The organism is Bordetella muralis (genome assembly GCF_965139205.1).
GTDB lineage: Bacteria > Pseudomonadota > Gammaproteobacteria > Burkholderiales > Burkholderiaceae_B > Bordetella_A > Bordetella_A muralis.
Genome location: NZ_CBCSIU010000003.1, coordinates 269,530 through 282,990 on the forward strand (window position 1 = coordinate 269,530; position 13,461 = coordinate 282,990).

The window sequence follows — 13,461 nt, forward strand, 5'->3', positions numbered from 1 at the left end:
GCCGCCAACAGATATCCTGTCCGGCGCGCTTGCACTGCTGACGCGGTGCAAGCGCGGCGAAAGCTCGCGTACGGCGGACGAATGGCCTCAACGCATAACGGATCCATACTCAGCATCGGCAGCACCCACGTATGGGGCTTATGAACCCCGTACATCCTGGAGCGCATCGCTTGCTGCCACCGGTCCTCATGCGCGGCGGGCGTACAATGGTTATATTCTGCTCATCTGCGCCGATTCGCCCTCTGTCATGGCTTTAACGATCACCGAAGAATGCATTAATTGCGACGTCTGCGAGCCGCAATGCCCCAACGAGGCCATCTCGATGGGCGAGGATTATTACGTCATCGACCCGGGCCGGTGCACGGAATGCGTGGGGCATCATGACGAACCGCAGTGCAAGGTCGTGTGCCCGGTTGAATGCATTGAATTGCATCCCCAGTGGCACGAAGGGCAGGAAGCCCTCATGGCCAAATACTATCGCCTGACAAAATCCGCCGCGTGAACGCCTCCGACGCCACTGTCTCTGTGACGCCGCGCAATCCCCCTGCGCGAGATTTTTCCCTCTCGGCCATTGTGGCCGGCTTTGTGGCTGTCCTGGTGGGTTTTGGCGGCACAGCGGTGCTGATTGTGCAGGCCGGGCACAGTGCAGGGCTGGATGCTGCGCATATCGGTTCCTGGCTGGCCTCGATTTGCCTGGCGGTTGGCGTGGGCGGATTGGTGATGAGCCTGCGCAGCCGCATGCCTATTGTGCTGGCCTGGTCCACGCCGGGCGCGGCGCTATTGGTCACCGCATTAGTTGGGGTGCCGTTTGATCAGGCTGTGGGGGCCTTTGTGCTGGCCTCGGCGTTGACGCTGGCATGCGGCCTGTTTGGCTGGATTGATCCCATCATGCGGCGCGTGCCGGCCGAAATCGCCAGTGCGATGCTGGCAGGCGTACTGCTGAATTTTGGCTTCGGGATTTTTACGCATCTCAGCAAGCAACCGGCGCTGATTCTGGCGATGTGTGCTGCCTATTTGCTGAGCAAACGCTGGATGCCTCGCTACGCGATCATGGCTGTCATGGTGGTGGGCTTGGTGGTTGCGGCGGCGGCAGGTCAGTTGCAGCTCGGCAATGTGGACTGGCAACTGACGCAGTTCGTCTGGACGACACCGGCCTTTAGCTGGCAGATCGCCATCAGCCTGGGGATTCCGCTCTTTGTGGTGGCATTGGCCTCGCAGAATCTGCCTGGCCTGGCGATTTTGCAGGCGTCCGGATATCGGCCCGCGGCCTCTCGGTTGGTGGGGGCTACCGGTTTGCTGAGCCTGTTGGCGGCGCCCTTCGGATCGCACGGTGTGACGTTGGCGGCGATCACGGCGGCGATTTGTACTGGTCCCGAGACCCATCCAGAATCCTCGCGCCGCTATATTGCCGGCGTTGCCTACGGCGTGTTTTATATCTTGCTGAGTGTGGTGGCGGGCGCGGTGGCGGTGTTCTTTCAGGCGCTGCCCGCAGCCTTGATCGCTGCATTGGCGGGCCTCGCCTTGCTGGGTGCGATTTTGGGCGGGATGGCCAACGCCATGGCGAATCCGGCGCGTCGCGAAGCCGCATTGATCACGCTATTGGCCACGGCGTCGGGATTCAGCGCCTGGGGAATCGGGTCAGCCTTTTGGGGTCTGGTCGCAGGCCTGATTGCGCATTGGGTGTTTGAATACAAGCGGCGTTGAGCAACGCCCACGCTATCCGGCATACCGTGTGACGCGCGCACGGCGCAGTTGGGCGCAATACATTCTCGCGATCACGCGGCCTGCTGCGGGACGCGCCGTTAAAGCAGCAACCCCATCAGGCAGGCCAGTGCACCGCCTCCATCTCGGGATGCACTTTTAGCAACCGGCACGGGATCTGCAGGAAATTGGATACCCAGGCTGCGGCCAGCTCACCTTCGTCCACCACATCCACGGTCTGATCGCCGAGGCGGATCTGATAGCGCACGCTGTCATCGTCCTCGATGACATCAAGCGGAATGTCCAGGCGCAACATCCCGGGGGCTTTCATGACCAGATAGCCCAAGCGCAATTCGACGCTGATCTCGGCCAGCCGCGGACAGAGAGCGCGATTCAACCACGTGCCGGCATCGTTGGAGATCAGCCAGCGCTTGTGATAATCCTGGGCCTGGGATTGAGCAGTGACGCCGCATTCGGCGATGGGCTGAAAAGCGGATGTGCTCATTTACCTAGGATTCCCTTGAGTGCTTTATCGATTTTAGGCGCGACGTTTTCATCCTGGAGGGCGTCTTTCAGGCGTTTTTCCAGGCCTTTTTTGAGGGCTTCGGTCGCTACGCCGCGCCATTGCACGGTGTAGACGGGCTTGTCGAACGGACCGCTGATCAGCACCGGAATAGTGATGCCCTTCAGTTCCTCGAGGTCTTTGCCGTCCTGGCCGGTGGAGGTGTTGACCACACGCACTTTGGCGACAAAATTCAATATGTTCTGGACGAAATCGATCGCTGCGGGATCACCCTGAGACACACGCAACAGGGGCGATGCCATGTCCAGGCGTTTCGCCGTAGCGATACCTTTTACGAAGACCAGGTCCGCCTCGAGTGAGGTGAAATCGGTGCTGCGTGCCTGATCGGCGGGCAACGCAGCGTCCTGCTCGGCACCGGTAAAGGAAGCCTTGATGTCGCGCAATGTCTGCGCCACGTTGATGCCGGTGACGGCGCCATCACGCAACCGCAGTTGCATGCTGCCGTTCAGGCCGGTGGTCAATGCATAGGAATTCGAACCGGCGGTCTTCAGATCCAGGGCGAGACTGCCTGTGCCGGTCAAGACCGATTTTTTCATCAGATCGGTCAGCAAGGGCCCGATCGAGATGCCAGCCAAGGTCATTTTGGTAGCGATCTGATTGCTGTTGGCAGCATCGACGGACAGCGTGCCCGCAAGCTTGCCGTCGTACAACGAGGCTGCCAGTGCCGAGATATCGAGTTTGCCCTTTTCGAGTTTGATCTTGGACGTCAAGTCGCTGGCTTTCAGGCCGCGAACGACCAGTTGGCCGATCTTGACCGTACCGTTTGCCGTGGGGCCCACCAGCGCAGACAAATCAATCGAACCGTCGGTAGCCGCTGGCGCCTCGGCAGGCGGGGCGGTCTCGGGCTTTTTCTCGGGATCGTCTTGCTTGCCATCACCGGCGGGAGCCTTGGGCGCAGGCGGCCCGACCGGAGGTGCCAATTTGTCGAGGTCGAGCGTATCGACCGCCAGGGCGAATGTGATGTCGGGCACGGCAGACAGTTGCTTGACATCGGCCGTCAGGTCGAATTTCCCACCCTCTAGAACCGCGTTGATCTTGGCGCCCGCCTGGTCTTTTTGCAGGTTGGCGTTCATGCTGCCGATGACGGGGATCTGCAGGCTGCCTTTGGGCAGGCCCGGGTCGGTAATGTTGAATTCGCCTCGCAAGGTCAGCAGGCTGATGGCGCGCTGCCAGAGATTGAACGTCGCGGGCGAGCTGAATGCGGCCTTGATGACGCGTTCGCCTTTGGTCAGCGTGCTGTCGAATTTGACTTCCTTGATGTCCAGCTCGCTGGCATTGCCGCTGATGCCGTTCAAGCCAAAGCTGGCGTCCAGGCCCTGCAGGCGAACCCGCCCCGTCAGCGCCTGGCCGGTCGCCTCGGAGGGCGAGATATTCAGCCCCGGAGCGTCGGCGGCCAGCTCGAATGGCCCACCGGGCAAGGCGCCCTTGGCGCGCACGGCGAGTTTGTCCAGCTGCAGTTCTAGTTTGTGCGGATCCATCGCGAGCTTCGGAATGGTCACGCTGGCTTCGACGTTTTTCATTGGGGAGGGCTGATCCGGCACGTTCCCCTGGAACAGGATCTCCAGCCCGCTGACGTCCACGGACGAGGTCTGGCCGTTGAAAGCGAGATTGCCGCGGGCGCTCAGGCTCTTGGCCTCGGCGCCCAGCACATTGCCGTCCATGCGCATATCGAGCTTTTGCGCCGCAAAACGCCTGGCCAGCGGGTCCAGCATCAACAAGCCCTGGCCCGTCAGGTTGGCGTCCATGCGAGGATTGCCACCCTCGACGCGGGCCGACAAGGTGACGTCAAACGGCTGTTTGTAGGTCACGCGGCCGGTGTTGGCCGTCAGATTGGTCACGGCCACGGCCATGCCGGAGATTTCGTCCTGGAGCTGCAATTCGCCCGATTGCAGGTCCAGGCCGGCGATATCGATCTGCATCGTGGCGGGTGCCGATGCGCCCCCCGTGGTGAGCGCCTGCGCCGCCCCGGCCATCGCGCCGACAGTCGCCTCGGCGGGGCCGCGGGGCTTGTCGGTGGACATGATGCCGCCACCGACCAGGTCCTCGAAGTTCAGATGGCCATTTTTGTCGCGCACGGCGCGGACTTTGAAACCATTGATGGTGACATGGTCCACCACGAGATTGCTCGACAGCAAGGGCCAGACTGCGACTGCCAGGCGCATGCTCTCGATCGAGGCAAAGGTCTCGGAATTGTTGACTTCCGACAGGGACACGCCCTGAACTGCCAATCCAATACGCGGAAACAGCGACAGCTCGATATCGCCGTCAATCGCCAACGTACGGTGGTAACGCTCCTGGACGATCTCTTCCAACTTGTACTTGTACGCGTTGGGGTCGAACGTGAGCAAAAAGATGGCCAGGCCGACGACGGCCACAAGAACCAACACTACCAGGCCAATCACTATGCGCTTAAACCACGTTTTCATCGCCGCCCCGCGGGTACCTCGACTGGGAATAATAGGGGTAATCGCCCGAATCCGGTATGGTATGGGGCGATTCCAGCCGCTTCGAGCCAGCGGCGTGCCGCTATGGTAACAAACCAGGGACCGGAATCTGAGCTAACTTACTGATAAATACGGCTCTTAATATGCACATACTTACTGATTTTCCCCGCGAGCAGCTGTTCGAATTGCTGCGCACCATGCCCAAGGCCGAGCTCCACGTGCACATCGAAGGCACGTTGGAACCCGAATTGATCTTTGCCCTGGCGCAGCGAAATGGCGTGACCCTGCCCTATGACGGCATCGAGGCGCTGCGCGCCGCCTATGCCTTTACCGACCTGCAGAGCTTTCTGGATATCTATTACGCCGGGGCGGGCGTCCTGCTGCATGAACAGGATTTCTGTGACATGGCGATGGCGTATTTTCATCGCGCCGCCGCAGATCGCATCGTACACGCCGAGCTGTTTTTTGATCCGCAAACCCATACCGCGCGCGGCGTTCCGATAGGAACGGTGATCCGCGGCCTGACGCGCGCCTGCGATACCGCGCGCGAGGAGCTGGGCATCAGCAGCGCGCTGATCCTGTGTTTCCTGCGCCATCTGAGCGAGGCCGACGCGTTCGACACGCTAGAGCAGGCGCTGCCCTATCGTGAGCACTTTATCGGCATTGGGCTCGATAGCAGCGAACGCGGCAATCCGCCGGAAAAATTCGCCCGTGTGTTTGCCCGATGCCGCGAACTGGGTTTGCGTATCGTGGCGCACGCCGGTGAGGAAGGCCCGGCCGATTACATCCGCGACGCGCTGGATCTGCTGGGCGCGGAACGTGTCGATCATGGCGTGCGCTGTGTCGAGGACCCGCTGCTGGTTGAACGCCTGGCCCGCGAACGTATTCCGTTGACCGTCTGCCCGCTGTCCAATATCAAGCTGTGTGTCTTCGATACGATGGCCGCTCACAATATGGCGGCACTGCTGGACGCAGGTTTATGCGTGACGGTGAACTCGGATGATCCGGCTTATTTCGGCGGTTACCTCAATCAGAATTTTGTAGAAACGTTCGAGGCGCTACCTCAACTGGGCGCCAGCCACGCCGTGCAGTTAGCGAAAAACAGCTTTGACGCCAGCTTTGTATCCGACGAGCAAAAAGCCCGTTGGCATGATGAGCTGGCGCGCACGGTAGCCCAGTTCGGACCGGAACAGACGGCCCCGTTAACGGCGACCTGACGTTTCCTGGCACAATCTGTCTCAACTCATTGCTTTCCGGCCTCTGCGCGAGGAGACCTCACTTTGCCGAAACAACTCCAAGGGCTGCAAGTCATCCAGCATCTGGGCCAAGCCTATCGCTCCATGCAGGCCGCTTTCAGCGGCCGGGTGGGGCATGCTTTACCGCGTTGGCGCATTTTGTTCACGCTGCATGAACATGGCCAGTGTTCGCAAAAAATGCTCGCTGAACAATGCCGGCTGGACCCGGCTTCGCTGACCCGTTTGCTGCAAGCCATGCAACAGCAAGGCTGGGTCACTCGCAGCGCGGATCAGAATGACAACCGGGTCACCAATGCTTCGCTGACGCCGGCTGGCCACGCGGTGGTCGACGACGCGCTGCCTCGACGGGAAGCGTTCTTTGAGGACGCGTTGCAAGGCTTATCCGACGAAGACATCCAGGCGCTGACACATGCACTGGATGTACTGGAACGCAATTTTGCGCAAGCAGGCACATCGCGCATTGACCCGGAAAACTGAGCCCGCCTCATCCTGGGAAACGAGTGCTGGCTGACGTTTCCCAGGTTTCCAGCGGCATCCAAGCCACGCGCTCAGAACGGCACCATCAACTTCAACGAGCCTCGGTGGCTTTGCACATGTGATGAAAACTCACCGTCGTATTGCAAACGGAAGTCCACGCCGCCCGCGTTAGCGACTTGGATGCCCGCGCCGATGCGGCCTATGACGTCGTCCATCGGTATCGATGATTCGAAACTGCCTGTGCCGGCCTGCGCGCCCTGCAATTTTGCTTTGACCTTGTACTCGTCGTCGGACAAGAACGACGCCCCTGCATACATGTAGGGTCGCATGATGGTCCCTTTGGTCAGCGGGACCCGGCCGCCGATTTCCAATGTGGGGGATAGGCCGACGATGAACTTGTCGCTGCTTTCGATATCCAGGTGCTCGGCTTTGCGCGATTCGCTATAGCCAGGCATGCGCGTGTAGAACGCATCCAGATCGACATAGGGTTTCAGATAAAACTGCTCGGCGGCAAAGGTGCGTGCGATACGCAAGCGCATGCCCGCGCCATAGACATCGACATCGGAACTGGCGGTGCTTTGCATGCCGGGGAAGTTGATGCCACGCTCGATATCGTACTGGCCATAGCCGCCGCCCAGTGCAGCAGAGAAGGTCCAGGGCCCGGCTTCACGCTTGAGCACGAGACCGGCATAACCGCTATCGCCTTTGCCGGTGACACGTCCGTCGTCGCCACGCATATGGGTGTTTTCATACGCGACGGACCCGCCCAGGAACCACCCCGGGCTGACTTGGCGCTGGCCACCGAATTGATAGGTCACGCCGTCAAACGAGAAACCCGATACACCGTTGTCGCCATCCTGATTGGTGTCTACGCCGGATACTTGGCCCCACAGGCAATCCTGCTCGCCCGTCAAGGCATCAGCGCCCTGGAACATCGGGCAGGACATCATCGCGCCAGTAAAGCGCGCCATGCTGGCTTGCATCTGCGCGGCAGGCGCAACAGCGACGCCAGGAGACAGATCCGCCAGGCGGTCGGAATAATTTTTGGCGCCGCCACGTGAGGCCATATCGAGGGCCGCGTACAGTTGCGCCAATTCGGTTGCCCCGCCGTCCTGGTTCCAGGTGTTCTGCACATGCGCAGCGACCGCGCCTTGGTTGTCAGCGAGACTCATCGATGGGGGCGCAAAATCGGCGTTCACCACGCGCATGTGGATTTGATTACCCTGCAGCGTGGCATCGTAGTCAACGACTGGACTGTCGTAGGCCACGGGCGTACCTTGAATTCCGCCTTCGAGGGTCGCCACCGCTACCTCGCGGCCCGGCAATAGCGCCAGAGGCACGACACTGACCTGTCCACCCAATTGGGTATCGCCTTTGACCACCAGGTGCGATGCACGCAATGCCGAAAAATCCGCATTGGCCTGCAGCGTGCCGGTGGACTGCTGCGTAAAGTCCCCTGACACCGTCAATGTGTCCAACTCCGCCGTGCGGCCTATCGCCACCAGGCCCGCGTTATCAATGTTTGCCTGGTAGTTTGTCGCACCGCTTAGCGTGCCGGTCTCCTTGTTCTCTACATCGCAGGCAATACTGCCGCTGCCGTTCTGGCATTTGATGTCCCCATTGATCACGCCCGCATTGCTGATCCTCAATGCCGGGCTCGCAACGTCGGTCACGGCCAAGGACGAGGTTTTGTATTGTTGACCAGCGACGCCTGTGTAACGCACGGCAGTACCGCCAACGCCCACCGTAACGGCACCGTCGGTGGCAACGTTGAGCACATTCGAGTTCTTGCCAGCGATCCAGACGCCGTTAGCGTCCGAACCCGAGCCGCCTGCGACCGTACCGTTCACATTGACCGTCACGACGCCCGTGTCGTCCGGCCCATCGCTTTGCGCAAAAATACCGGTCGAGCCGCTGCCCAATGCCTTGATCGCACCGGACTGCGTCACCGTGACGTCGCTGCCCGAGCCTGAACTGCCACCGGATACGCCGGTGCTGCCTGCGAAGCCGCCATCGGCGTTACCCCCCAGGCCGCCACCACCGCCAATGGATTGCGCGATGATGCCGAACGCGTTCGCGCCGGTAGTCGTCAGGTTGCCGTTGACCGTGACGTGGACACTGCTGCCGTCGCCGCTGCTGCCATCCTGCTCGTTGCTGTCCTGCCAGCCATCGGTGCCGATTCGCGTACCGACGGAGGTATCTCCCGCGATGCCGCCGCCACCGCCGATGGACTGTGCGATCAGCGCGTGTGCGCCGGCGCCGGATGTTGTGATGTAGCTGCCCCCATTCAAGCTGAGCGTCACTGCGCCGCCTTTACCTGCGACGCCGCCTTTGCCGCCGAGCTCTACGCCGTCATAGTGGCTCGCCTGACCGGCACCGCCCAAGCCGCCGCCACCACCGATCGATTGTGCGAGCAATCCATATGCCCGATCGCCTGACGTGGTTGCAGCCAGCCCAGTGGTGAAATTCACGGCGCCGCCATCGCCAGCCAATCCACCGTTGCCACCCACCGAGACGTGCATGGCATGACTATCCTGGGCGAGCAGTTTCGAGGTGCTGTTGCCTGCGCCGGCGATGCCGCCACCGCCACCGATCGACTGCATGGCCAACGCGGGCGCATCGTCGCCTGTCGTCACGACTGTCAGCCACCCGCTGCCGTTTCCATTGGTGTTCTGGATCGTGCCGCCATTGCCAGCCTGTCCACCGGTTCCGCCGAACGAGGCACCGACCGTGATCGTGCCTCGCGCCTGATCCGATCCGTCTCCGCCTTGACCGCCGCCGCCACCGATGGATTGCAGCAAAACGCCATAGGCGTAGTAGCCGGCGGTGGAAATCCTGTTGTTATGCGAGCCGTCAAAATAGACGTTCAATTCGCCGCCAGTACCGCCGGCCCCGCCAGAGCCGCCCACGCCGATGATTGCGTTCGCCTTGACCTTGCTGCCGGATGCAGTCGATGAGCCTCCCGTGCCGCCACCGCCGCCAATCGATTGCACGACCAAGCCGTCCGCCCAATCGCCGCTGGTGCCGATCTGGCCTTCAAAGGTCACATTGACATTGCCGCCATTGCCACCCGTGCCGCCTTTGCCGCCCACATCGACACCAAACGCATAGGTCGTGCCCGTATCGTCCAGCCGCTCTTGATTGTCGCTGTGATTGCCGATCCGATCCAGGATGGGATAAGACGATGCATCCGCGCCCAAGGAGCCGCCTAAACCGCCCCCGCCACCAATGGACTGCAACAACACGCCATCGGCATCGCCACCCTCGGTACGTATCGCGCCTTGGAGAGTGGCGTTGATCGTGCCGCCTACGGCACCGGATCCCCCTGTCGCTCCCAAGCCCACTTGCAACCGCGTGGAGGGAGTGTCTTTGATCGAAGAGGCAACACTCATCGTGCCGCCTTGCGAGGTGCCGCCTCCGCCACCGATAGACTGCGCAACGATCCCGCGCGATCCCGAGCCCAGCGTGCGAATCACGAAATTGGGATTCAACGTGATATCGACATCGCCACCAACGCCGCCTGCGCCACCTGTGCCGCCCAGCGCCAGCGTCGCTTTGATAGAGGTCGGCCCGCCATGCGTGTAGGCATTGCTGGAGCCGATACCGCCATTACCACCGCCACCGCCAATCGATTGCGCCACCACACCGTTGGCATAGTCACCGTATGTGATGATGGATGACGACGGTGGCTTATTCGAGGTCGGCGGTGTCAGCAATGCGGGCGGCAACGCGGCATACGCCGAGCCGCTGTCACCCAGGCTGATGTTTACACCGCCGCCGTTACCGCCGGCAGACCCGGTCCCGCCCAAGGTCATGGCTGCCGTGGCCGACACCGTGGTTTCATCGCCTATTGTGGTCGCCAAGACAGAAGAGTCGCCGCCGTTACCGCCGCCGCCGCCAATGGATTGGGCCACAATGGCATGCGACCCATCGCCCAGCGTGGTGACGGTCGAGCCGTTGTTCAACACCACTTCTGTCACGCATGAACTGTCGCCCTCCGGACAAGCGCTGCCGCCCGAACCTCCCGAGCCGCCGACTGCCGATTCGAAGTTGAATGCCGCGGAGACGCCCTCACCTGTCGGCACCGCCACCACGGCATCACTGGCGCTGGAGCTGCCGCCATTACCACCACCACCGCCAATGGTTTGCGCGAGAATGCCGAACGAATCGTTGGGCGCGTACGTATCGGGATTGATCGACGAACTGTCGTAGCCCATCCCCGTCGCGATATGAGAATTGGCCAGGTTTACCGTCACCGCGTTCCCCGTCCCGCCGTAACCACCGCTGCCACCTACGACCAGGGCGGCATTGAACCCGATCGTCACATCGTAATAACTGGAGGCGCCGCCATTGCCGCCGCCGCCACCGATGGACTGCGCCAGCACGCCCGTCGAATGGGCGCCTCCGGTACTGATATTCAGATTGGAATAGCCAACCTTGACGTCGTCGGCATGTCCGCCATCGCCCCCCGATCCGCCCAACTGCAATGCGGCGAACGACGCCACGCTGACATTCTTGACGCTGCCTCCGGTACCGCCGCCACCGCCAACACTTTGCGCGATGATGCCGGGCGAGTAATTGCCGTGGGTCACAATATTTCCCGTCGAATACGAGGTCGTGCCGCTCGAACATCCACCATGGTTGCTCAGGCAGACTTCGCCGCCATTGCCTCCACCGCTGGCGCTGCCGCCAATCGCCACGGAAACGCCGACCGACGCCGTGAAGGTATCCCCGCCATTGCCACCGCCACCGCCGATGCTTTGCGCCACGACACCGGGGCTGAATTGACCTGACGTGGAGATCCCGCCGAGGTCGCCAAACGTGACGCTGCCGCCCGAGCCGCCGCCGCCTCCTGCACCGCCCACGCCCAACACGCCGATGCTGTCACCGCCGCTGCCACCACCACCGCCGATAGACTGACCCACCATCCCGACAGCAGCATTGCCCGTGGTAGTGATAGTCCCGCCGCTATTGTTGAGGATCACACTGCTGCCATCAGATCCCGAGGTGCCATCCGATGAGTTGCCGCCAACACTGAGCAAGCCCGTCGCACTGCCCGATGCGCCGCCGCCTCCGCCAATTGATTGCGCGACCATGCCGTGCGAGTTGTAGCCCGAGGTCGTGATCGATCCCGAGTTGGTGATCTGGGCCGAGCTGGCCGAACCGCCGCCGGCGCCGCCACCACCGAGCGAGACCAGCGAGGACGTGTCCGCGCCGCCTGCTCCGCCGCTGCCGGCAATAGATTGCGCCAGCACGCCGTAGGCATGTTGGCCACTCGTCTGAATCGTTCCCGCCGTTGTAACGTTGACTTGGCCGGCGTCGCCGCCATTACCGCCATTACCGCCTTGGCCGCCCAGCACCGACACAAAATCGCTGCCCGTACCGCCGCCTCCGCCTATCGACTGCGCCACCACACCGACAGCAAAATTTCCGTTCGTGGTGACGGTCGTATTGTTCTGCGTTTGCACGGTGACCTGACTCGCGTTGCCGCCGAATCCCCCACCGCCAGCCTGCCCGGCCAGCGCAGTGCTGTCGGCCCCGTCGCCGCCCTGTCCCCCCAGGCTCTGCGCGGCGATACCTACGAGATTTTCACCTTGTGTGGTGACGCTGCCGCCGGAATACAAGGTCACTGCGACCGTGCCGGCGGTGCCGCCGTTGCCGCCGGAATTATCTTTGTCCGGGCCGCCGCCCCCCTTGCCGCCCAGGGCTCTGGCCGCAATACCTGCGCCCTCGATAGTCGAACCCGACCACTCGACATCCAGCAACACAGAACCATAGGCGTCAACGACGACTTTCTGCGTCCAGGTGGACGAGTTACCGCCGCCATTTCCGCCATTGTCGCTGTCGTCGGTGGAGGCAGTGCCGTCCCCGCCTGAGGTCTCTGCCTTGATGCCGAAAACCTTGGCGCCCTGATTGACCTGCCAATAGCTCGTGGCCGAGCCGTGATGCGTCACTTGCACCGTGCCGCCGGTGCCGGCGTTGCCGTTTTTCTGTCCGCCCATGCCGCCTACCGAAGTCGCAGATATCGCGGCACCGACTGTATTCGTGCGCAGCCGCGCATCGCTGCTGCCGAGGTTGATCGCACCGCTGCTGTTGACGGTCACGGTACTGCCATTGCCTCCCGTTCCGCCGATCTGGTCACCGTACTCCAGCGTGGGATCGTTCTGCTCACCGCCGGCGCCTCCGACTGAGGTGGCATTGATACCGAAAAGACCTGTCGTGGGCGTATCTACGGTGCCCACGATCGTCAAATTGCCCGTGTTCTGGACGGTCACGATCTGTCCATATCCGCCCTGCCCGCCGTTGGAGTCATTGTTATCGTTGTCCTGATCGGCCTGGCCGCCATAAGAACCCGCCAGAATCAGGCTGTTCACGTTGCCGATCGTTGTCCCGGTCAGCGTCACGTCATAGTTGTTCGTCACGTAGACCTGTCCGCCATTACCCGCGGTCCCTTCATCAACGCCTGCGCCGCCCGTCGTTGCGCCGGTTACGACACCCATTGTCGTTTGCGCGCCCAGGATCGAAAAATACGTCGAGGCATCAATGGAATGGGATCTCGAGGTGGTCACATATTTTTCATCTCCCCCGGGTTCCCCGTCTTTTTCATTATTTTTATCGACCCCGTCGTCGCCTTTGCACACGCCATACATGTAGGGATAGCTTCCGTCATCATCGCCGGTGCTCCAACATGTCTCTGCACGAGCATCGCTCGCCAAACCGCAGCCCCACACACCCAGCGCAGACAAGATCGCCAGCCGCAGCGCGCTTTGGCGCATCAGTGGGAATGACACGCGGCGAACAGAGAACGATGTGGGTTGTTTCATGGCGGAGTGAGGTATCTGGATGAAGTGGCTTCCTTTCCACGAACCACGCTCCCTGCAGAAAGGTCTGGATACGAGATTCTGCGTTTTCATTGCAACAACGCAATATTTTTTCGACGAAACCCAGGTTTTTATCGATGAAACGCGGTTGGCTGTTCAACGAAACAACATTGCGGGTT

7 protein-coding genes are annotated in these 13,461 nt (G+C 61.6%); 4 read left to right on the forward strand and 3 right to left on the reverse strand.

Annotated elements, in window-relative coordinates:
- Positions 1-247: 247 nt before the first annotated feature.
- Both ACNA0I_RS07950 and ACNA0I_RS07955 read left to right on the forward strand, forming a co-directional pair.
- Positions 248-502 (forward strand): YfhL family 4Fe-4S dicluster ferredoxin, encoded by a 255-nt coding sequence (locus ACNA0I_RS07950; RefSeq protein WP_415805533.1) that lies wholly within the window; start codon positions 248-250, stop codon positions 500-502.
- Positions 499-1,704 (forward strand): benzoate/H(+) symporter BenE family transporter, encoded by a 1,206-nt coding sequence (locus ACNA0I_RS07955; protein ID WP_415805534.1) that lies wholly within the window; start codon positions 499-501, stop codon positions 1,702-1,704. The genes ACNA0I_RS07950 and ACNA0I_RS07955 overlap by 4 nt, the downstream gene beginning before the upstream one ends.
- Before the next feature lie 115 nt (positions 1,705-1,819).
- On the opposite strand, the gene ACNA0I_RS07960 is transcribed toward ACNA0I_RS07955, so the two are convergent.
- Positions 1,820-2,206 (reverse strand): MOSC N-terminal beta barrel domain-containing protein, encoded by a 387-nt coding sequence (locus tag ACNA0I_RS07960; protein ID WP_415805535.1) that lies wholly within the window; start codon positions 2,204-2,206, stop codon positions 1,820-1,822.
- Entirely contained in the window at positions 2,203-4,710 is a 2,508-nt protein-coding gene (locus ACNA0I_RS07965; RefSeq protein WP_415805536.1) for an AsmA family protein, read from the reverse strand. The genes ACNA0I_RS07960 and ACNA0I_RS07965 overlap by 4 nt, the downstream gene beginning before the upstream one ends.
- A 161-nt stretch (positions 4,711-4,871) precedes the next feature.
- On the opposite strand from ACNA0I_RS07965, the gene ACNA0I_RS07970 reads away from it, so the two are divergent.
- Positions 4,872-5,945, forward strand: coding sequence for an adenosine deaminase (locus ACNA0I_RS07970; RefSeq protein ID WP_415805537.1), 1,074 nt, complete (start codon positions 4,872-4,874; stop codon positions 5,943-5,945).
- Between the two features lie 63 nt (positions 5,946-6,008).
- A complete protein-coding gene (locus tag ACNA0I_RS07975; RefSeq protein ID WP_415805538.1) occupies positions 6,009-6,461 on the forward strand; it encodes a MarR family winged helix-turn-helix transcriptional regulator in 453 nt (150 codons plus the stop codon).
- A 71-nt stretch (positions 6,462-6,532) separates the two neighbouring features.
- Here ACNA0I_RS07975 and ACNA0I_RS07980 read toward each other — a convergent pair whose 3' ends face one another.
- Positions 6,533-13,285 (reverse strand): autotransporter outer membrane beta-barrel domain-containing protein, encoded by a 6,753-nt coding sequence (locus ACNA0I_RS07980; protein WP_415805539.1) that lies wholly within the window; start codon positions 13,283-13,285, stop codon positions 6,533-6,535.
- Positions 13,286-13,461: the final 176 nt, after the last annotated feature.

What these genes read in the sequence shown, in the direction of transcription:
- ACNA0I_RS07950 (WP_415805533.1), top strand. Translation starts at nt 248, where the DNA reads ATGGCTTTAACGATCACCGAAGAATGCATTAATTGCGACGTCTGCGAG.
- ACNA0I_RS07960 (WP_415805535.1), bottom strand. Translation starts at nt 2,206, where the DNA reads ATGAGCACATCCGCTTTTCAGCCCATCGCCGAATGCGGCGTCACTGCT.
- ACNA0I_RS07965 (WP_415805536.1), bottom strand. Translation starts at nt 4,710, where the DNA reads ATGAAAACGTGGTTTAAGCGCATAGTGATTGGCCTGGTAGTGTTGGTT.
- ACNA0I_RS07970 (WP_415805537.1), top strand. Translation starts at nt 4,872, where the DNA reads ATGCACATACTTACTGATTTTCCCCGCGAGCAGCTGTTCGAATTGCTG.
- ACNA0I_RS07980 (WP_415805539.1), bottom strand. Translation starts at nt 13,285, where the DNA reads ATGAAACAACCCACATCGTTCTCTGTTCGCCGCGTGTCATTCCCACTG.